The sequence below is a fragment of the Sporosarcina sp. P37 genome (genome assembly GCF_002109365.1).
Taxonomy (GTDB): Bacteria; Bacillota; Bacilli; order Bacillales_A; family Planococcaceae; genus Sporosarcina.
On record NZ_CP015349.1, the window covers coordinates 1,102,195 to 1,121,142 of the forward strand.

Below are 18,948 nucleotides of genomic sequence, written 5' to 3' on the forward strand. Positions count from 1 at the left end.
ACTTCGGCCATCAAGCCCTGTTCTTTAGGGCAAACTGACGACTTTTTATAGGAACTTCCGAGTATTTCAACCTATCTTAGTTACTTTAACGTTGCGAACTTCAATTCATGATTGATAGTATGTTCATAATACGTAAAAAGGAGATGTCATGATGAATCAATTCCAAGAGCAACTTTCTAATTATGCCGACTTAGCTGTGAAGGTAGGTGTAAATATTCAGCACGACCAATATTTATTCATCAGCGCTTCTACCGAAATCACTTCATTTGTTCGGCTGATTGTCGAAAAAGCTTATGAAGCAGGTGCACGGCAAGTTTTCGTAGACTGGACAGATGATGCAGTGACACGCCTGCGCTATGAAAAGGCACCGGCTGATTCCTTTGGAGAATTTCCGTCCTGGAAACAGATGGAACGTGAACAGCTGGCTGAAAAAGGGGCCGCTTTCATGTCAATCGTATCACAGGATCCTGACTTACTGAATGGTATCGAGTCCAGCAGAATACGTGACAGTCAGAAGGCTGCCAGTAAAGCTCTAAGCAAATTCCGACAAGCTATGCAGGCTGATAAGTTCAGCTGGACAGTCATTGCTGCTCCCTCCGTCGCTTGGGCGGCAAAGATTTTCCCGGATTTAGCCGCAAACGAACAAGTCCCTGCCTTGTGGGATGCTATCCTGCGCGCTGTTCGGGCTGATCAGCCGGGACCAGTTGATGCATGGCGCCGGCACAATGAAAACTTGCATGAGAAAGTGGATTATCTGAATGGTAAACATTATCATAAACTCCATTATACAGCTCCAGGAACTGATTTAACAATAGAGCTTCCTGAAAAGCACTTATGGTGCGGAGCGGGGAGCGTCAATCAGGCAGGCAATGAATTCATGGCGAATATGCCCACTGAAGAAGTATTTACAGCTCCGTTGAAAACAGGTGTCAACGGTATTGTAAAAAGTACAAAACCACTTAGCTATGCAGGCACGATTATTGACGGTTTCACGATTGAATTTACAGACGGCCGGATTACAAATGTATCTGCTGAACAAGGCGAAGAAATGCTGAAACAGCTTGTCGATACAGATGAAGGTTCACATTATCTTGGCGAAGTGGCGCTGGTGCCGCATGATTCTCCAATCTCTAATTCCAATATTTTATTCTATAATACATTATTCGATGAAAATGCTTCGAATCATCTGGCAATCGGAAGTGCCTATGCGTTTTGTCTCGACGGCGGAAAAGAAATGGACTCTGATCAGCTGCAGGCCAACGGTTTGAATCAAAGTTTGACACATGTCGACTTCATGATAGGTTCCGGGGAAATGGATATTGATGGAATACTTGCAGACGGTACTGTGGAACCCATCTTCCGCGCTGGTAACTGGGCATTCTAAAATCCGTCACTTTTCACGCAAAGTTTGTGTAAGCACTTAAAATTTAGTGCAAAATCGTGTATAATAGGCTATAGAACATATTACATTTGGAAAGAGGGGCTTACGAATGGGCTTAATGTTTACAACAGTTATCGGATATACAGTAGTTCTTGGACTGGCATCTTGGTTTACAATGCACTTTTTAGCTGGAGCATTGGATTCATCTGACTCAGTTATTATCGATCCAAAACCTGAAGGCAGAAACTAATTTTCTTCTATTCCAGTTTTAATGGATATGGATTTCATGATTAGAGCCGCCTGATTGGGCGGCTCGTTTCTTTTACTTACAATTAACAGTCCAGGAGGGATATTTACATGACGTCATTAACCGATATTATGAATTACAATCAATCTTTTGTTGAAGAAAAGAAATACGAAGAGTTCGCTACTACGAAATTTCCGGATAAGAGAATTGTCATTCTTACTTGTATGGATACAAGATTGATTGAATTGCTTCCAAAAGCAATGAATCTTAAAAACGGCGATGCAAAGATCATTAAAAGTGCCGGCGCTATTATCACACATCCATTCGGCGGTCTAATGCGAAGTATTCTGGTGGCAGTCTATGAACTCCAGGCAGACGAAGTATACGTGGTCGGCCATCATGACTGCGGGATGAGTTCCATCAATACAGAGCACATCGTAGGAAACATGATTGAGCGCGGTATCGATCCCGCCATGTTTAAAACCCTGGAGTATTCAGGCATTGACATGGAAAGCTGGCTGCATGGTTTCAGTGACGTAAATGAAAGCGTGAAAAAGAGCGTGGATGCTATCAGAAACCATCCGCTGATTCCTGCAGATGTATCTGTGCACGGACTTGTCATTAATCCTGAGAACGGAAAGCTGGACGTAATTGAAGACGGTTACAAAGTACAAGTGGCTCAAACAAATAAGTAACGGCAAAAACCGGCATCTTCTAATCGAAGAGCCGGTTTTTCCATATAGTCATCCACTTTTCCCAAAGGGTCTTGCCCTTTCAATAATCTTCTTCCACTATTGCATACATATAATGGTCTTCCCACACACCGTTAATAAATAACAGTTGCCGGAGCAAACCTTCGCGTTGAAATCCCGCCTTTTCCAACACCTTGACAGATCCCCCATTACGCGGCGATACATACGCCTCCACTCTGTGCAGATTGACTTTTTCAAACGCAAATTGATTAATCAGACGGACTGCCTCCGTGCCTATTCCCTTCCCCGCCTGCCCCTGATCAATGGAATATCCGACAAAGCCGCTGGAAAACGGTAAGCGTTTGATGCTGTAAAGAGAGATCTGCCCGATGATCATACTCGTCTGTGAATCAAAAATCCCGAAATTATATTCTCTCCGATCACGCATTTGATAGAGTGATTCACGGATTTTATCACGCTGCATTGCCACTGTGTAATACGCATTATCATGCCTTGGTTCAAATTCGGTCCAGTATTCTTTATTGGCAATCAGCAGCTGAGTAAACTGATAGGCATCATCTTCCGTTAAGATTCGTAAATAACACTGCTCCCCTTCGAGTAAAATCATTTTTCCTCATCCTTTTCAACGCATTCTGTTCTTACCGTTTTTTATCCGATTATTTTGAAAGCAGTGAAGTATTCCCGCCACTTATGTCATATCAATAGTTTCTATTATAGTATTCTTCATACGCACAAGACAATAGAACGTCACATTTTCTCATTTGTAAAGGAAAATTCATACTTTCCTCATCTATCGATCCGTATTCTCTGTATACTGTTCTTCAGGAGGATTTTATCATGCTAAGAATTATTTTGATGGCACTTTCGTTGCTCATCATGATTGGAACTCACATCGCTGCAAATTTGATTCCGCTCAACGGACTGACAACTTGGGAAATTGCTAATCGTGTACCGGTTCTATTCATGCCTGCTGAATATGTTTTTTCAATTTGGATTGTTTTGGATGTGCTGCTGGTCAGCTGGCTGTATATGTTTTTTAAATCATCGGCCAAACTTACTTCACCGGTTGCCAATTTGCGGGCATTCTCTTTCTCAGTCAGCTGCTTTTTAAATATCGCCTGGTTATTACTATGGCATTATGGCTATTATTACTGGGCTATCGTCAGTGTCATATCTTTGCTAATTTGTTTATTAGTGCTGTATTTCAGTTATCCAAAATTGGAGGACATGAACCGGCAGCGCCTTCCGATTTCGGCCTATATGGGGTGGATTTTCATCGCAGTCATCGCAAACTCTTACTATGCTTTCAAATTCCATGACTGGACAGGATGGGGTTTGAGTGATCCGCTTTGGACCGTCTTCTTTTTAACCTTAACTGCAGCCATTGCTCTACATTTTATGTATCATTACCATGACTCTATGTTTAATCTCATTATCATTTGGTCCTTTATCGGAATAGCCATAAAAAACGGAACGGATGAATTATTTGTTTCAACAGCTGCTCTGTTCCTTTCGGCTGTCATCGGGTTCATTTTATTCATGGGCCGCCGTTTTTCCAAGTCCATACAATTATAGCACGGCTGCAAATTGTGCAGCCGTGCTTTTTATGTAATGATAACGTAAAGTAGGGTATAGGTTAGCGTATGAACTATCATGCTATGAAGTGGAGGTTATACTATGTCAAATTCTAAATTATTGGCTTCACTTAGTTATTTCAGTGTATTTTTCGCCCCTCTTCTGCTTCCGATTATTATCTATTTTGTGTCAGACGAATTTGAAGTCAGGCGTCATGCGAAGAAAGCATTAGTTTCTCATATCGTTCCGCTGGCTCTGCTGATTGCTGGTTTCGTACTGATGTCTTTTTCGATTTTTTCCTTTAACGCTGATGCCATTACGACGGCAGACAGCAATATGATGTTCTGGGGATTCATCCCTTTCCTTTTCATTGCTTTGTACAGTTTGTTATTCGTGATCGTGCTCATTTGGAATGTCTATCAGGGTGTCAAATTATTAAAGTAACCGGCCGGAAGAATAGGCAAATCATTGAAATTTATTCCGCAGAGTATGATATAGTAGTGATGAATAACTTGTACGGAAGAAAGGACTTGTAAACATGATTGTAAAAAATGATGAACAATTAGAAGGCCTGCGCGCAATTGGAAAGATCGTGGCAGAAATCCGTGAAACGCTGAAAGATGCAGCAGTGCCAGGCATCACAACGAAAGAACTTGATGAAATGGCAGGCCGCTTGTTTTCGGAAAAAGGCGCGGTTTCTGCACCTATCGATCAATATGACTTTCCAGGCTATACATGCATTAGCGTCAATCACCAGGTAGCGCACGGTATTCCCGGAAGCTACGAAATTAAAGACGGAGATCTTGTGAATATTGACGTTTCAGGATCCCGTGACGGCTATTTCGCAGATACTGGTATCTCATTCGTCGCCGGGACTCCTGATGAGCAGAAACAAAAATTATGCGATGTAGCCAAATCTTCTTTGGATCGCGCATTGCTGAAAGTAAAAGCAGGTGCAAGTCTGAGCCAGATCGGCAAGGCAGTGGAGCGCGAGGCGAAAGATCATGGTTTACATGTCATCAAAAACTTAACAGGCCATGGTATCGGTACGTCTCTTCACGAAGAACCGCAGCATATTTTGAATTATTATGATCCTTGGGATAAAGAGCTGCTGAAGGAAGGAATGGTTCTGGCGGTCGAGCCGTTTATTTCGCAGAAAGCTGAGCACGTGATTGAGCTGGATGACGGCTGGACATTTGTTACGCCTGACAAATCGCTTGTAGCACAAATTGAACACACAATTGTTGTTACGAAAGATCAGCCAATAATTCTGACGAAGCTGGATTGATGATTATGGGTATGTGCGGATATTCCGCGCATGCCCGTTTTTTTCAGGAAATAGCAGACTGCACCATTGATTAACAGCCATCCTTGTTGCTGAACTGAGTGCCGCAGCGTGAATGAATTGAAATGAAAAAACTGAAGAACATCTCCATTGTACTGGATGATGTCTTCAGCCGCTGCACATTGTCATGAGGACAATGTGCTTTTTATTATTTCTTTTTCTTTACTTTTGGTTTTGATTTCTTTGGGGCAGCTTTTTTCATTTCATCCAAAGTTTTTGAATTACCTTCTATCAGCCGGCCGTTATACCAAACTTTCTGTATAGTCTCGATTCCTTTTGATACTTTGCGGTAATCGCGTTCTTCCGGATATGAAAGTAATGTTAGAACTTCCCCGTCTGCTCCTGCGCGGCCTGTTCTGCCGGACCGGTGCAGATATTGTTCAACTGTATGCGGCACGTCCACATGAATAACATGTGTCAGCCCTTCGATATCCAGTCCGCGCGCCGCCAGGTCGGTAGCGATCAGGATGCGGATCGTGCCTTTTCTAAAGTCTTCCAGCGTTTTCTGACGATCGAGCTTTTTCATATCAGAATACAGAACTGCAATCGGTGCATCATTGTACAGCAGTTTCAGTTCTTTCATACGCAGCTGATCTACGTTATTCATGAATGCCAGAGCACGGACGCCAGATAATGCAGAAATTCCCCGAAGAATATCGGTCTTTTTGCGCTCATCCACTTTTACGTATGAATGAATGACTTTTCCGATGTTTGGAATTTCATCCGCATTAACTTGCAGACGGATCGGATCTTGCATCAGCTCTCTGGCGACCAGTTCAATTTCATCAGTAATCGTCGCGGATACGACAGCTAACTGACGCTCAGGATTAGCCGCTTCGATTAAACTCTTTACCAGGACGCGGTATTCGCGGGACAGTAATTGATCGCCTTCATCGATGACCAGATATTGTATATCATACATTTTCAGCTTCCGCTCTTTAACCAGTTCGTTCAGCCTTCCTGGTGTTCCCACAACAATCGTCGGCTTTTTCTTTAGCTGCTCGATTTGCCGCTGCTTATTTGCACCGCCAATCAATTGTGTCACAGTCACAGAAGTCCCTTCCACTAATTCGCGGATCACATTGACAATCTGCATGGACAGCTCCTGTGACGGTGTGATGATCAGCGCCTGCGTCTTCTGCAGATCACCGCTGACCATTTGAATTACAGGCAGCGCATAGGCTAAGGTTTTTCCTGTGCCCGTCGGAGATTCAGCCACCACATCTTTGCCCGCCAGCATTTCGGGTATCATCTGGGACTGTATCGGCATAGGCTGCTTAAATTTCCATTTTGTGCGCAAAGATTCATTCAGCTCGTTTAAAAAAGTCATTCGGTTCACTCTTTTCTTTAGTTGAGGACTTCAACCGGTTATTTTTTTTGAAGCTTCTTTTTCATCTTCTGAATTTTAGGCACTACTTTTACAAACATATTGTAAATGAACGGTTTATACACTTTATCGATTTCGCCAATAAATTCTGTCACGCCATCTACCTGACAAAAGCTGTTTTTGAAATTATACAATCCGTCTTGTTCACTGTCGAGTACGAATACGCCGCCAAGGTCATACTGCTCTGCGCCGATCTCCAATCCCCACTTCATCATTTCAAAGTTCATCAGATAACTGGGGTTCAGATTTCTCTTCGTATTGGAACTGCCTGCGTATAAGTAGTACAACTTCCCGTTATAGTTAATGGTGATTGCTCCGGCCAGATAGTCATCTTCATGCTTTGCAAGATAAATACGCAGACCATCGAATGCTTCTCGCATTTTCACAAAGTAATCATATGACCGGATGGAAATTTGATTACGGACAGACATCTCTTCATGAATTTCAAAGAACTTCTTCAAATATTCATCGCTGCGCGAATAAGAAATCTCCACACCTTTACGTGCAGAGCTTCGGATTTTACTTCTCGTTCTGCCCCGGAATTTCAGCATCAGTGACTCTTCATCTTCATCAGTCAGTTTTACAATCATATTATATCGGGGCTGGATTAACTCTTCTTTCCCTGCCCCCTCATTGCGTACTATGTAACCGGCATTGCGATATAACTGGTCCAGCTCTTTCGTATATAACTGCTCTGGATCCATTTTTAGTGCAAAGGCTTTGTATTTTTTGACAAGCACTTCTGCCTCTTTCAATAATTCCTCAACCAGCTGCTTATCATGCAAATCACAAATAGGGCCGCGTGGTGCATACAGCAATGAATAACCGCCCGGAACCTTTCTGATCAGCAAAGACATAGCTGCTGCGATTTCACCGTCACGCTCCACGTATACTTGCTCGTTTCCCCAATCATCTTTTACATTTGCCCAGTTGGGATCCTGTGTAATGGAGCGATATGGGGAATTCCTCATAAACGTTTCATATCTTTTGACATCTTCTGCATTGTTCTTATCCAAAATCGGCACTGCTAAAACACTCCCTACATTACTATAGCTCCGTACAATTTTCGTTTCTGTATTGACAAAACACCGACGGGTCGTACAGGCACAGCTCTATTAAGTGTAGCCTACTGTATTTTTCAAGTCAAGAAACGGGGAAATACAGCGATCCAGGGTTTCGCAGCGCATTCACAAATTAAGTAAATTCTTCTATTAAATTCGTCTGGCTATTCCGTTCTTAATCAGAATAGCCTATACTGTAAAAAGGGGAAAAAGGTTTCATATGTTAAATTGGCAAAAGGGGGCTATACATATTGAGGGGTTCAGTACGCAATAAATTGATAGCGCTTGCAGCGTTAGTCATTCTTATTCCGTTATTTGCTGTAGGGATCGTCAATTATTATGTCGCAAAGCAAGAGCTGGAGAATGTCGGGGAAATGGGATTACAGAATGGAACTTATGCTGTTCTGGACTTAATCGATGAACTGAATGCGCAAGTGGAAAATGGCACACTGACACTGGAAGACGCACAGGAACGCGCGAAAGAAAAGATCATGGGGCCAATGAACGCTGACGGCACAAGACCTTTGAATAATCCTGTGAAGTTTGGGGAGAACTTCTACTTTTATGTAGTAGATGAAGAAGGCACGTTGCTTGTGCATCCGCAAAAAGAAGGAGAAAGTCTTTACGAAACAAAAACGAAAGATGGCCGTTATTTTATTCGTGAAGTGATTGCTAAAGCTAAAAGCGGCGGCGGTTACGTACAGTACGACTGGCCATTGCCCACTAATTTGAATGTCGAAGCACCAAAGATTACGTATAGTCTGCAAGACCCGGATTGGGGATGGATTGTCGCTGCCGGGACATATTTAGTGGACTTCAATGCAGGCGCTAAAAATGTATTATGGTATACACTGCTATCTGTAGTCATTTCAGTCGTTGTGGGAGTCGCGTTATTCTCCATCTTCTCAGGCAGACTGACATCGTATATTAAAAATATCCGGCTGATTACAGCTGAAATTGCAGAAGGTAAACTGTCAGGTGACGACATTCCGATCCGTTCAAGAGATGAACTCGGGCACTTGGCCGAAAACGTTAATACTATGAAGAATAATTTGAATGAAATGGTAGGCCGTACAAGAATTTCTTCTGAACGCATGAGAACGTCCTCAGAAACACTGAGCGCCATCACAGAAGAAGCAACAGCCTCCGCTGATGAAATACACAGCGCAATTACCGAAGTCTCTTCAGGTGCTGTCCTGCAGTCAGAAGAAGCGGATGTGGCCATCACAAAAGTGAATCATCTGTCCGCGCTGATATCGAATGCTTCCGAGCAGTACGAGCACGTCGTAACCGAAATGCGCAGCATGAATGATCTTCAAAACACCGGCATGCAAAAAGCCGAAGCGCTGGAAGAAAACTCCCAGACTTTCAACGTGGTCATTAATGATCTTCAAGGAAACTTCGCACAGCTTGTTTCCAGAATGAACGAAATCCAGGCAATCGTCCAAACCATTTCCTCCATCTCCGAACAGACCAATTTGCTTGCATTAAATGCCAGCATAGAAGCTGCCCGCGCAGGTGAACATGGAAAAGGATTTGCCGTTGTCGCAAATGAAGTCCGTCAATTATCGGAAGACACAAATGAAGCAACGACAAGAGTCCGCGATTTATTGGTGCATATCAGAAAAGATACGACTTCTGCTGAAAATCAAATGAAACACACACTGGATTTATCCAGTAATCAGGAAGACACCATCCTGGAAACCAAAAATGCGTTCGAGCAATTATCCGATTCCATCTCCAACATCACCTTGCTGTTGCAGACTATGGAAAATGATATGAACAGCATGGATGAAAATCGTCAAAATGTGGTACAGGCTATTGATCAGATTGCAGCAGTTGCCACCGAGTCGGCAGCAGCCACCGAACAGGTCAATGCATCAATCGATGAACAGAAAGCTGCAATCAGCACCATCATGCACGCATCCCTTGATCTTCACACAGAAGCAGAGAATATGCATGATCTTGTAGACCGGTTCAGCTAAATTACAGAATATAGATGTCCGCGAAGTCACAGTGCTTCAGCGGACATTTTTTGCGCGGTGAAAAGTCTAAGACTTACATTATAGGCCGCCGCATCCGCCTTCTTTCATTCACTGACAATGAAAAAGCTGTCCGGAGAGTCATCAGGCAATGACATTCCAGACAGCTTGTTTTCATTCTTCTGCTGCATTTTTATACTTCTTGAAGTAATTAATTTGCCGCATCAGCAAGTACAGTTTTCGCTTCATATGTTTATCTTTTCGATAAAACAGCGGATTGCCGTATCTGCCCTCTTTGATCAGCGTGCGGATTTCTTTTTGCACCTGCGGATTATCGACAAATTTATTTAATACAGCTTTGGGAACGACGGTGAATAAGAAATGATCGTCTAAATAGGTTAATGGTTTTTCTTTTCCATATACAAGGTCGTCCACTAAGTATTTTGCCATGTTCTCTCCACACTGGGTAATGTAGTAGCTTGAACGTCCTTGGCGAATATTCACTTCAAACACTTTAAATTTGCCGTCGCGCGCATCATACTTCAAGTCAAAGTTTCCGTAGCCGACGTAGCCGATTGCTTCAAGGAATTTCGCAAGCTTCGTCATGACCTCTTCATTGTAACGGGTGATCAATGCGGTGTAGTTTCCGATTGCTGTCATCGCACGTTCCTGGAGAACAACTTGTGCAAATGTGATCAGCTGCGGTTTTCCGTGCTGGTCGGCATAGTAGACTGCATCCCACATGAATGTGTCATCGCCTGGAATGAAGTCCTGGATAATCAGATCTTCCTTATAGCCACTGGCTTTCACCATCTGAATAATCCGGTTGATCTCCTCGTATGTATCGACTTTATAAATCTTCTGCAGCCCTTCAAACGGATGGCGGTAATACTGGACTCCGTCACTTGGTTTGATGATGACAGGAAACAGCACTTCATCTGTAAATGGTTCATCAGACAGGCACGAGTGGAAATATGTGGAAGGCGTGTCGATACCGTGCTCTGCACATAATTCATAGAAATTCTTTTTAATATATACCGCATTCATAATTTCTTCATCGATGTAATTAAACAGGAAGTCTTCTTTCAAAGCTTCCCGCTGTTCGATGATCAGCCGCACATACAAATCATCCGTCCCGACAAGTAAAAGCTTTTGATCTGCCGTGCGGTACTTTTTCGCCACTTCCCGCAAAAACTGTACGAACACTTGCGGATCATGTAACCCTTTATTCAGTTCTTGGATATCTGTAATCGTACTATAGCTAGTAAATGGCAGCGGCTCTCTTCCAACGATTACCGGCTTAATGCCATATTCTTCGTGAAATGAAATCGCCATATTATAGGCATTGATATTGGTTCCGACAATAATCGGAATAAAAGGATGCTTACTCATAAATTCCTCCAGCTGACGTTTTTCCATTTAAGTGTAGATGCACTGAATTCGTAAGTCAAGAATGTACAGCTGTTCACTAGCCGTATGTTTTGTAGACTTGATTATGAGTAGTATATAACTCCCAAGGATAGACTCGCGGCGGCTTGGACACAAAATGCAGCGTTTCTTTTGTTGTCGGATGTTCAAATTCAAGAGTATGCGCCCATAGCGCGATCTGCTCTCCAGGTTTATTGAATGCACTTCCGTATTTCTGATCGCCATACAAAGGAAACCCTTCAGTTGCCATCTGTACACGGATTTGATGAGAACGTCCTGTATGAAGACGGACGCTCACTAAACTTTGGCCGGAACTGTTTTCAAGTAACTGATAATCCAAGCTTGCCGTCTTCCCTTCAGGATGGTTTGGTTTTACACTGTATACTTGATTTTTTCTGCGGTCCTTATACAGATAGTGCTTCAGGGTAGATTGCTTTTTCTTAGGCACTCCACGCACAACCGCTAAATATTTTCGGTCAATCGTCCCCCGGCGCAGCTGATCTGATAGACGGGAAGCTGATTTGGAGGTTTTAGCAAAGACCATTACACCGCCGACTGGGCGGTCAAGACGATGGACAAGACCTAAATAAACATTCCCCGGTTTTTGGTAACGTCTTTTGATGTCTTCCTTCAATAGTGTGAGCACATCCAAATCGCCGCTTGCATCTTCCTGAACCGGTATATTTACAGGTTTCTCTACAACTAATACATGATTATCTTCATATAAGATAGGAATCTTCATTTGGTTAAGTCCTCTTCCTTGATAAGCTTCATTAAAGCCTGGCACCCTTCCAGCACCAAGTCATACGTTTCCTGGAAATCTCCGGTGAAATATGGATCAGGCACATCTTTTTGATGACTCGTGAGATCTAAAAATCGAAGAATGCGCGGATGTCCGTGATCGCCGAACAGCTTGCGAATATTGCGGATATTTTCTGCGTCCATTCCTATAATATAGTCGAAGCCTTCTGCGTCGTTTGGCGTCAACTGACGCCCGGCCATCCCTTCAGCGGACACTTCATATTCCGCCAATTTAGCAAGTGTGCCTTCATGCGGTGACTTCCCTATATGCCAGTCGCTTGTTCCTGCAGAATCCACTTCGATTTGATCCGTCAGCTGCTCATCATGGATCATTTTCCGAAAGACCCCTTCTGCCATTGGTGAACGACAAATATTCCCTAAACAGACGAATAATACGCGTATCATACTATTCTCTCCTTTATCTTCGTATTTCTACTCCAGTATACATCATTCATCGCAATCCTTCAGTTGATCACAAATAATGAAGAGCTCTATTTCTTACGCTCTGCGAAATACTTTTCGCAAGAGAATTAAGTCATAGTTATTTATATTTTATAAAGTATGATATGATAGGACTTAAATATCAAATTAACGGGAATGATATAGGTTAAAGGAGGTCTGCTTGATGCAGATTGTATTCGAAAAAACATGGGAAGCCACTTTGTCAGATCAGCAAAAACAAGCATTCATTCATCAATTCGAACTGAAAAAATCAGTTGGGGCAGAAGTGACAATTACTCCCATCCTGCTGAAACGAAAGCGAAACGGCGGTTTAGTTGCTACGGTATTTCTGCAAAATAACCGCCCAGACGTACTGTCTCTTCGTGAAACTGCCGTTCATGTACTGAATGAGCGGGAAGAACTGGCGGCTGAAGAGAACTTTTCACTGAATCTGGATATCCCAGCTTTTACAGCCACTCCCTGGTCGTTCGTATTCTTGCCTGCTTATGTCGAGACAACAGAAGAGCCGAATGACGGATGGAAAGTCATTATGAAATAATGTAAAAGCAGCTGCTCCAAAAGGAACAGCTGCTTTCTTATGCTAAATCTACATTATGATGAACTTGCTGCACATCTTCTAAATCTTCCAACGCCTCGATCATTTTTTCAAACTGTTCCTGTGCTTCTTCGTCCAATGAAATTTCATTTTGCGCAAGCATCGTTAATTCAGCTACAGAAAATTCTGTAACACCTGCCTGGCGGAACGCTTCCTGTACTTCGTGAAATGCTGACGGATCTGCATATACAAGTACTTGACCGTCCTGTTCTTCGATATCATTTGCATCTATATCCGCTTCCAGCAGTAATTCCAATACGTCGTCTGCTGTTTTTCCTTCAATTCCGATTACAGCTGAAGGATCAAACATATAGGCAACAGAACCGCTGACACCCATATTCCCGCCATTTTTACCGAATGCGGCACGCACTTCTGAAACTGTCCGGTTTACATTGTTTGTCAACGCATCAACAATCACCATCGAACCGTTCGGTCCAAAGCCTTCGTAACGTAGTTCGTCGAAGTTTTCTTCACCGCCGCCTTTAGCTTTTTCAATGGCACGGTCGATGATTGCTTTCGGTACGCTGTATGTTTTTGCGCGTTCCAGCACGAATTTCAATGCCTGGTTAGATTCCGGATTTGGATCTCCTGATTTTGCTGCTACATATATTTCACGGCCAAACTTCGCATAGATTCTGCTAGTATTCGCATCTTTAGATGCTTTCTTCTCTTTAATATTATTCCATTTACGGCCCATAGGGTGCACACTCTTTCCTTTAGTTATAATGGTATACTGCTACTATTCAGTATACCAATTGATTTTTGACATGAAAAGTAAAAAAGTTGAAAAGTTTCTTTCTCAATTACTGTTTGCAGTTTTTAAACGTACGTCAAAATACTGAAGTTAGTCAGTCTCGGCACCGTTATTTGGGAAGCAAGCCAGATCGCTGCGTAAAAAGGAAATTAGTCAGCAGTCTCTCTATCACTAGACATTACGCATTGCAATTCCTGCTTACTCACACTTAAAAATTTAAAACCCTACTATTCTAATTTGTATTGACTATTTTCAATTGTCTGGTAAACTAAGCATATTATAAACAGTAAGCGGAGGGATGAAATGGTTACATTTGAATCGTGGAATGAGACAGCTGTGCTGCCGGTGTTTCCTGCGGATTCTGAGACAAAAGGGGCTGCTGAAGTGTTGCAGTGGGCATACAGCCACTATGGGGAAAAACTCGTCTACGCCTGCAGCTTCGGCATTGAAGGTATTGTATTGATCGAACTGATCTCACGCATAAAAGCAGATGCCAAAATCATTTTCCTGGACACCAATTATCACTTCAAGGAAACATATGAAACAATTGAAAAAGTAAAGAAGCGTTATCCGCAGCTTCACATTCATATGCAGCAGCCCAGACTGACCATAGAACAGCAAACTGAACAATACGGCCTTGAACTTTGGAAAAACAACCCGAATCTATGCTGTGACTTGCGGAAGATTAAGCCGCTGGAAGAAGCAATATCCCCTTCCGCCGCCTGGATATCAGGGTTGCGGAGAGAACAATCCGAAACGAGGAAAACAACAGAGTTTTTAAATTTGGATCAGCGTTTTAAAAAAATCAAAGTATGTCCTCTCATTCACTGGACATGGAAAGATGTTTGGCGCTTCGCCCATAAACATGAACTGGATTATAACGTATTGCATGATCAAGGTTTCCCAAGTATTGGATGTGCAACATGTACGAAGCCTGCATTTACTGAAGAGGATATGCGTTCCGGCAGGTGGACTGGAAGCGGGAAGACTGAATGCGGACTGCATACGTAAATTTTTTTACATTTAAAGCCGAGTATTTCTATATGACTTATTAATTAAAAAGGATAGGTGTTTACAAATGACAACAATACAACCACATGGCGGTACTTTAGTGAATTTATACGACCCTTCTGCATCGATTGAAGGGGTGCATAAAACGGTCTCCATTGATGCAACATCCGTAAGTGACCTGGAATTAATCGCAACCGGCGCATACAGTCCGCTGACCGGATTCCTGACTTCTGAAGATTATTATGCAGTTGTTAATGATATCCGCCTGGCAAACGGCGAGGTTTGGAGCCTGCCTATTACACTGCCTGTAAAAGACAGCTCGGCTTATTCTGTAGGCGACACTGTGCTGCTAGATTATCAGGGCGATATCTACGGCACACTGGAAATAACCGATATGTACGAACCTGATCAGCAGCTGGAAGCAGAAAAAGTATATAAAACAACAGACCGGGAACATCCGGGTGTTGCGAAGCTGCTTGACCGCGGTCACATCTATCTTGGTGGGCCCGTCAAGTTAATCAGACGAATCGAACAGAAAAATTTTGCGGAGTTTTACTTTGATCCGGCAGAGACACGCAATGCATTCCAAAATAACGGCTGGAAAACGGTTGTTGGTTTCCAAACCCGCAACCCGGTACACCGCGCACATGAGTACATTCAAAAAACCGCACTCGAAATTGTGGATGCACTTTTATTGAATCCATTAGTCGGAGAAACAAAGTCCGATGATATTCCCGCAGATGTGCGGATGGAGAGCTACCAGGTGTTATTGCGTGACTATTATCCTGAAGACCGGGTCAAGCTGGCTGTCTTCCCTGCCGCAATGCGCTATGCGGGACCCCGTGAAGCGATTTTCCATGCACTTGTGCGCAAGAACTACGGCTGCACCCATTTCATTGTCGGCCGCGATCATGCCGGTGTTGGAGATTATTATGGAACCTACGAAGCACAGCAAATCTTCTCGAACTTTACGCCGGAAGAAATCGGCATCACTTTGCTATTTTTTGAACATAGCTTCTTCTGTACAGCATGCGGCAACATGGCGACCGCCAAAACATGCCCGCACACCCGTGAACAGCACGTGATTCTTTCGGGGACGAAAGTACGTGAAATGCTGAAAAACGGTATTCTGCCTCCAGCAGAATTCAGCCGTAAAGAAGTAGTCGATGTACTGATCAGCGGCCTTAAAGAAAAAGAACCGGTGAAGTGAGGAGAGATGAAATGACAAAGAATATCGTATGGCATGATCAATTAATCTCAAAAGAGGAGCAACGTGCAAAAAATCGGCACCATAGTGCGGTCCTTTACTTCACGGGACTTTCAGGCTCAGGAAAATCTACAATCGCCAACGCGGCTGCCCGCCGGCTGCACGATCTTGGAGCCAATACGTACGTGTTGGACGGCGACAATGTCCGTCACGGATTGAATAAGGATTTAGGTTTTTCTGACGAAGCACGAAAGGAGAACATCCGGCGGATCGGTGAAGTCTCCAAATTATTCATCGACAGCGGTCAGCTCGTTTTCACAGCATTCATCTCCCCTTTCCAGGAAGACCGCGACAGTGTCAGACGTTTGGTGGAAGACGATGAGTTTGTCGAAGTCTATATCAGCTGCCCGCTTGACGCATGCGAAGAACGCGATCCGAAAGGTCTGTATGAAAAAGCCCGTGCCGGTGTAATTCCTGAATTTACAGGTATCTCATCGCCTTATGAAGCACCTGAAAACCCTGAGCTGGTATTAGAAACTGATAAATTTACGATTGAAGAATGTGTCGACCAATTGATCGGCTACTTGCGTGATAAAAAATGGATTAATTAAGGAGTGATTGGAATGGGAAAAATTTGGCTAGTCGGAGCGGGTCCGGGAGATCCCGATTTATTGACCGTCAAAGCGGTGAAAACAATACAGCAAGCGGATGTTATTCTTTACGACAGACTGATCAATCAAGAGATTTTGCACTATGCAAAGTCGGACGCGGAGTTGATTTTTGTAGGGAAGCTTCCAAAACATCATTTCGTCCAGCAGGATATGATTAATTTCTTATTGGTTAAACATGCGAAGCAAGGTAAGCAAGTCGTACGTCTGAAAGGCGGCGACCCTTTCATTTTCGGCCGCGGCGGTGAAGAAGCAGCGTTTGCAGTGGAGCATCACATCCCATTCGAAGTGATTCCGGGCATTACGTCCGGAATTGCCGCTCCTGCCTATGCAGGTATTCCTGTCACACATCGTGACTATAGCGCATCATTTGCAATCGTCACAGGTCATCGTAAAGAAGGTGCGGATGAAGCGGAGAAATGGCAGGCACTTGCAAAAGGCATCGATACCCTTGCTATCTATATGGGTGTCAGTAATCTCCCATATATCCAGAAACAATTGATTGATCACGGTAAAAATCCTGACACTCCTGTAGCTTTCATTCACTGGGGGACAACAGATACACAGCATACAGTAACTGCTACGCTGTCTACTATGACAGAAACTGCCCGACTTGAAGAAGTCAAAAACCCCAGTATGATTGTGATTGGAGAAGTGGTCCGGCTGCGTGATGAATTACAATGGTTTGAAGAGTCCGCTAAAGAACGCCGATTACACGAGGCAATGGTATGAGAGCCATTCTATATATTTGCCACGGCAGCCGCGTAAAGAAAGGACAGCAGGCTGCTTTGGCATTCATTGAGAAAACGATGGAAACAGCAGCTGCCCCTATTCAGGAAGCATGTTTTCTTGAATTGGCTGAACCTTCCATCGCAGAAGGCATCGCCCGCTGCATCGAACGCGGTGCAACTGAAATCGTTGCGATCCCCTTTTTGCTGTTGCGTGCGGGCCATGCAATTGCCGATATTCCCGCAGAGCTTCACGAAGTCATGACACATTATCCGGAAGTGCCTATCTATTACGGCGACCCGATTGGTGTGGATGAACGAATGGTCGATGTACTGATTGAGAGATTATATGAAACAGCAGACGTAATTCCTGACGGCGCCGCTATCCTGTTGATTGGAAGAGGCAGCAGTGATCCTGCAACAAAAGAGGACTTCACGGCTATTAAAAGAAGCTTTCAAGAAAAAACCGGCCTGCAAAATGTCAGTGTAGGATACTTGGCAGCGTGCGGCCCATTCTTCGCAGAAGAGCTTGAGCGCCTGTTAAAACAGCAGCCGAAGAATCTTTACATCTTGCCATACTTATTGTTTACCGGTATTTTAATGAAATCAATCGAACGGACACTAAAGACTATCGAAACATCAACCGCCATTCATCTGTGCCCCGCATTGGGTTATCATCCGGCCATTCATACGATTTTGAATGAAAGGGCCAGTGAAGCGGCAGAAAGGAAGCGTGGACTGTATGTTCCCCATCATGCTTGAGAATATGGACCAGTCAACAATCGTGCTGGTCGGCGGCGGTCACGTCGCGTACCATAAAGTGCTTAATCTGCACCGCTTCGGCATTCATCCAACCGTCGTAAGCCCTGTATTTCACCCCTCATTTACTAAATTAGCGCAACAAGGGATGGTTACTTTAAAACATAAAAAAGCAGAATGGGAAGATGTAAAAGATGCTTTCCTCACGCTGCTTGTCACGGATAGTGAAACAGTAAATGATCATCTGGCAAAACTATTAAAAGATGCCGGAAAACTGGTAGTCCACGCGTCCAATCCAGCCCTTGGAACTGCCCAAATTCCCGCGGTCACGACACGCGGCAAACTGATCATCAGCGTCTCTACGAGTGGTGCAAGCCCTTCTCTGGCTAAAAAAATCCGCACAGAAATTGCTGAGACGTATGATGAACGCTACGAGGACTACCTGGACTTTTTGTCAGATGTACGGCAGTATGTAAAACGGAATGTGGCTGATCGGGCTGAGCGCAGAAGCTGGCTGAAAGAAGTAATTGAACCAATTTATCTCCATAACGCCGAAGAGCGCCAAACATTCTTGAATGATCTCCAACGAATTTTCCCTGCCGAACAGCTCATAAATTCGTAAGCATGGAATATGAAAATGCAAAGTTTTACAGTCTGCCCATTCAAACCAGCCGTCTGTGCCGATCTAACCTCATCGCACAGGCGGCTATTTTATTGTTTATTCAGCCGCCGCTGCAACACAGTATTCCCTTCTTTTCGCACGTTATAAATAGCAATTTCAGTTAGAAATTTGTTAATTTCAAGTAAGCCATCAGACAATTTACGTTGGAATATGCGTAATTTA

The 18,948-nt window shown here is 43.6% G+C and carries 21 protein-coding genes; 14 read left to right on the forward strand and 7 right to left on the reverse strand.

Features of this window, described 5'->3' with window-relative positions; genetic code table 11:
• Positions 1–151: 151 nt before the first annotated feature.
• The 3 genes from SporoP37_RS05835 (at position 152) to SporoP37_RS05840 (ending at position 2,323) form a co-directional block, all read left to right on the forward strand.
• Complete coding sequence (locus tag SporoP37_RS05835; protein WP_085430491.1) at positions 152–1,384, forward strand: aminopeptidase; 1,233 nt, start codon at positions 152–154, stop codon at positions 1,382–1,384.
• Between the two features lie 106 nt (positions 1,385–1,490).
• The gene (locus tag SporoP37_RS17260) at positions 1,491–1,631 is read left to right on the forward strand and encodes a hypothetical protein (protein ID WP_196796860.1); all 141 of its coding nucleotides are present in this window, start codon (positions 1,491–1,493) and stop codon (positions 1,629–1,631) included.
• 107 nt (positions 1,632–1,738) lie between these two features.
• Entirely contained in the window at positions 1,739–2,323 is a 585-nt protein-coding gene (locus SporoP37_RS05840; RefSeq protein WP_085430492.1) for a beta-class carbonic anhydrase, read from the forward strand.
• Between the two features lie 79 nt (positions 2,324–2,402).
• Here SporoP37_RS05840 and SporoP37_RS05845 read toward each other — a convergent pair whose 3' ends face one another.
• Positions 2,403–2,948, reverse strand: coding sequence for a GNAT family N-acetyltransferase (locus SporoP37_RS05845; RefSeq protein WP_081242770.1), 546 nt, complete (start codon positions 2,946–2,948; stop codon positions 2,403–2,405).
• Positions 2,949–3,178: 230 nt separating this feature from the next.
• On the opposite strand from SporoP37_RS05845, the gene SporoP37_RS05850 reads away from it, so the two are divergent.
• The 3 genes from SporoP37_RS05850 to map all read left to right on the forward strand — a co-directional run bounded on the left by SporoP37_RS05850 (position 3,179) and on the right by map (position 5,204).
• Entirely contained in the window at positions 3,179–3,916 is a 738-nt protein-coding gene (locus SporoP37_RS05850) for a hypothetical protein (RefSeq protein ID WP_081242771.1), read from the forward strand.
• Between the two features lie 102 nt (positions 3,917–4,018).
• Positions 4,019–4,360: a magnetosome magnetite crystal formation protein family gene (locus SporoP37_RS05855; RefSeq protein WP_081242772.1), complete on the forward strand. Its 342-nt coding sequence runs from the start codon at positions 4,019–4,021 to the stop codon at positions 4,358–4,360.
• 94 nt (positions 4,361–4,454) lie between these two features.
• Positions 4,455–5,204 (forward strand): type I methionyl aminopeptidase, encoded by a 750-nt coding sequence (map, locus tag SporoP37_RS05860; RefSeq protein ID WP_081242773.1) that lies wholly within the window; start codon positions 4,455–4,457, stop codon positions 5,202–5,204.
• Positions 5,205–5,409: 205 nt separating this feature from the next.
• Here map and SporoP37_RS05865 read toward each other — a convergent pair whose 3' ends face one another.
• Entirely contained in the window at positions 5,410–6,591 is a 1,182-nt protein-coding gene (locus SporoP37_RS05865) for a DEAD/DEAH box helicase (RefSeq protein ID WP_085430493.1), read from the reverse strand.
• A gap of 38 nt (positions 6,592–6,629) precedes the next feature.
• Positions 6,630–7,619 carry a lipid II:glycine glycyltransferase FemX gene (locus tag SporoP37_RS05870; RefSeq protein WP_232329815.1) on the reverse strand — a complete coding sequence of 330 codons (990 nt, stop codon included), beginning with the start codon at positions 7,617–7,619 and terminating at the stop codon, positions 6,630–6,632.
• Positions 7,620–7,960: 341 nt separating this feature from the next.
• On the opposite strand from SporoP37_RS05870, the gene SporoP37_RS05875 reads away from it, so the two are divergent.
• The gene (locus SporoP37_RS05875; RefSeq protein ID WP_081242776.1) at positions 7,961–9,694 is read left to right on the forward strand and encodes a methyl-accepting chemotaxis protein; all 1,734 of its coding nucleotides are present in this window, start codon (positions 7,961–7,963) and stop codon (positions 9,692–9,694) included.
• Positions 9,695–9,865: 171 nt separating this feature from the next.
• Here the strand turns inward: SporoP37_RS05875 and SporoP37_RS05880 are convergent, their stop codons facing one another.
• The 3 genes from SporoP37_RS05880 to SporoP37_RS05890 are packed head-to-tail and all read right to left on the reverse strand — an operon-like array spanning position 9,866 to position 12,325.
• On the reverse strand, positions 9,866–11,110 hold the full coding sequence (locus SporoP37_RS05880) for a carboxylate--amine ligase (protein ID WP_232329816.1): 1,245 nt from the start codon (positions 11,108–11,110) through the stop codon (positions 9,866–9,868).
• 49 nt (positions 11,111–11,159) lie between these two features.
• Entirely contained in the window at positions 11,160–11,861 is a 702-nt protein-coding gene (locus SporoP37_RS05885; RefSeq protein ID WP_085430495.1) for an RluA family pseudouridine synthase, read from the reverse strand.
• Positions 11,858–12,325, reverse strand: coding sequence for a low molecular weight protein-tyrosine-phosphatase (locus SporoP37_RS05890; RefSeq protein WP_081242779.1), 468 nt, complete (start codon positions 12,323–12,325; stop codon positions 11,858–11,860). Before SporoP37_RS05890 ends, SporoP37_RS05885 begins: the two co-directional genes overlap by 4 nt.
• Positions 12,326–12,545: 220 nt before the next feature.
• On the opposite strand from SporoP37_RS05890, the gene SporoP37_RS05895 reads away from it, so the two are divergent.
• Positions 12,546–12,920, forward strand: a complete 375-nt coding sequence (locus SporoP37_RS05895) for an SLAP domain-containing protein (protein WP_081242780.1) — start codon at positions 12,546–12,548, stop codon at positions 12,918–12,920.
• Positions 12,921–12,957: 37 nt separating this feature from the next.
• Here the strand turns inward: SporoP37_RS05895 and SporoP37_RS05900 are convergent, their stop codons facing one another.
• Positions 12,958–13,674 carry a YebC/PmpR family DNA-binding transcriptional regulator gene (locus SporoP37_RS05900; protein ID WP_081242781.1) on the reverse strand — a complete coding sequence of 239 codons (717 nt, stop codon included), beginning with the start codon at positions 13,672–13,674 and terminating at the stop codon, positions 12,958–12,960.
• A gap of 360 nt (positions 13,675–14,034) precedes the next feature.
• Between SporoP37_RS05900 and SporoP37_RS05905 the strand changes: the two genes are divergently transcribed.
• The 6 genes from SporoP37_RS05905 (at position 14,035) to SporoP37_RS05930 (ending at position 18,726) form a co-directional block, all read left to right on the forward strand.
• On the forward strand, positions 14,035–14,742 hold the full coding sequence (locus SporoP37_RS05905; RefSeq protein WP_081242782.1) for a phosphoadenylyl-sulfate reductase: 708 nt from the start codon (positions 14,035–14,037) through the stop codon (positions 14,740–14,742).
• 67 nt (positions 14,743–14,809) lie between these two features.
• The gene (gene sat / locus SporoP37_RS05910; RefSeq protein WP_081242783.1) at positions 14,810–15,952 is read left to right on the forward strand and encodes a sulfate adenylyltransferase; all 1,143 of its coding nucleotides are present in this window, start codon (positions 14,810–14,812) and stop codon (positions 15,950–15,952) included.
• 11 nt (positions 15,953–15,963) lie between these two features.
• Positions 15,964–16,560 carry an adenylyl-sulfate kinase gene (gene cysC, locus SporoP37_RS05915; protein ID WP_081242784.1) on the forward strand — a complete coding sequence of 199 codons (597 nt, stop codon included), beginning with the start codon at positions 15,964–15,966 and terminating at the stop codon, positions 16,558–16,560.
• A 12-nt stretch (positions 16,561–16,572) separates the two neighbouring features.
• Positions 16,573–17,349 carry a uroporphyrinogen-III C-methyltransferase gene (gene cobA / locus SporoP37_RS05920; RefSeq protein ID WP_081242785.1) on the forward strand — a complete coding sequence of 259 codons (777 nt, stop codon included), beginning with the start codon at positions 16,573–16,575 and terminating at the stop codon, positions 17,347–17,349.
• Entirely contained in the window at positions 17,346–18,107 is a 762-nt protein-coding gene (locus SporoP37_RS05925) for a sirohydrochlorin chelatase (RefSeq protein ID WP_081242786.1), read from the forward strand. Before cobA ends, SporoP37_RS05925 begins: the two co-directional genes overlap by 4 nt.
• Complete coding sequence (locus SporoP37_RS05930) at positions 18,100–18,726, forward strand: NAD(P)-dependent oxidoreductase (protein WP_232329817.1); 627 nt, start codon at positions 18,100–18,102, stop codon at positions 18,724–18,726. Before SporoP37_RS05925 ends, SporoP37_RS05930 begins: the two co-directional genes overlap by 8 nt.
• Positions 18,727–18,948 lie beyond the last annotated feature (222 nt).

What these genes read in the sequence shown, in the direction of transcription:
- SporoP37_RS05835 (WP_085430491.1), top strand. Translation starts at nt 152, where the DNA reads ATGAATCAATTCCAAGAGCAACTTTCTAATTATGCCGACTTAGCTGTG.
- SporoP37_RS17260 (WP_196796860.1), top strand. Translation starts at nt 1,491, where the DNA reads ATGGGCTTAATGTTTACAACAGTTATCGGATATACAGTAGTTCTTGGA.
- SporoP37_RS05840 (WP_085430492.1), top strand. Translation starts at nt 1,739, where the DNA reads ATGACGTCATTAACCGATATTATGAATTACAATCAATCTTTTGTTGAA.
- SporoP37_RS05845 (WP_081242770.1), bottom strand. Translation starts at nt 2,948, where the DNA reads ATGATTTTACTCGAAGGGGAGCAGTGTTATTTACGAATCTTAACGGAA.
- SporoP37_RS05850 (WP_081242771.1), top strand. Translation starts at nt 3,179, where the DNA reads ATGCTAAGAATTATTTTGATGGCACTTTCGTTGCTCATCATGATTGGA.
- SporoP37_RS05855 (WP_081242772.1), top strand. Translation starts at nt 4,019, where the DNA reads ATGTCAAATTCTAAATTATTGGCTTCACTTAGTTATTTCAGTGTATTT.
- map (WP_081242773.1), top strand. Translation starts at nt 4,455, where the DNA reads ATGATTGTAAAAAATGATGAACAATTAGAAGGCCTGCGCGCAATTGGA.
- SporoP37_RS05865 (WP_085430493.1), bottom strand. Translation starts at nt 6,591, where the DNA reads ATGACTTTTTTAAACGAGCTGAATGAATCTTTGCGCACAAAATGGAAA.
- SporoP37_RS05870 (WP_232329815.1), bottom strand. Translation starts at nt 7,619, where the DNA reads ATGAGGAATTCCCCATATCGCTCCATTACACAGGATCCCAACTGGGCA.
- SporoP37_RS05880 (WP_232329816.1), bottom strand. Translation starts at nt 11,110, where the DNA reads ATGGAAAAACGTCAGCTGGAGGAATTTATGAGTAAGCATCCTTTTATT.
- SporoP37_RS05885 (WP_085430495.1), bottom strand. Translation starts at nt 11,861, where the DNA reads ATGAAGATTCCTATCTTATATGAAGATAATCATGTATTAGTTGTAGAG.
- SporoP37_RS05890 (WP_081242779.1), bottom strand. Translation starts at nt 12,325, where the DNA reads ATGATACGCGTATTATTCGTCTGTTTAGGGAATATTTGTCGTTCACCA.
- SporoP37_RS05895 (WP_081242780.1), top strand. Translation starts at nt 12,546, where the DNA reads ATGCAGATTGTATTCGAAAAAACATGGGAAGCCACTTTGTCAGATCAG.
- SporoP37_RS05900 (WP_081242781.1), bottom strand. Translation starts at nt 13,674, where the DNA reads ATGGGCCGTAAATGGAATAATATTAAAGAGAAGAAAGCATCTAAAGAT.
- SporoP37_RS05905 (WP_081242782.1), top strand. Translation starts at nt 14,035, where the DNA reads ATGGTTACATTTGAATCGTGGAATGAGACAGCTGTGCTGCCGGTGTTT.
- sat (WP_081242783.1), top strand. Translation starts at nt 14,810, where the DNA reads ATGACAACAATACAACCACATGGCGGTACTTTAGTGAATTTATACGAC.
- cysC (WP_081242784.1), top strand. Translation starts at nt 15,964, where the DNA reads ATGACAAAGAATATCGTATGGCATGATCAATTAATCTCAAAAGAGGAG.
- cobA (WP_081242785.1), top strand. Translation starts at nt 16,573, where the DNA reads ATGGGAAAAATTTGGCTAGTCGGAGCGGGTCCGGGAGATCCCGATTTA.
- SporoP37_RS05925 (WP_081242786.1), top strand. Translation starts at nt 17,346, where the DNA reads ATGAGAGCCATTCTATATATTTGCCACGGCAGCCGCGTAAAGAAAGGA.
- SporoP37_RS05930 (WP_232329817.1), top strand. Translation starts at nt 18,100, where the DNA reads ATGCTTGAGAATATGGACCAGTCAACAATCGTGCTGGTCGGCGGCGGT.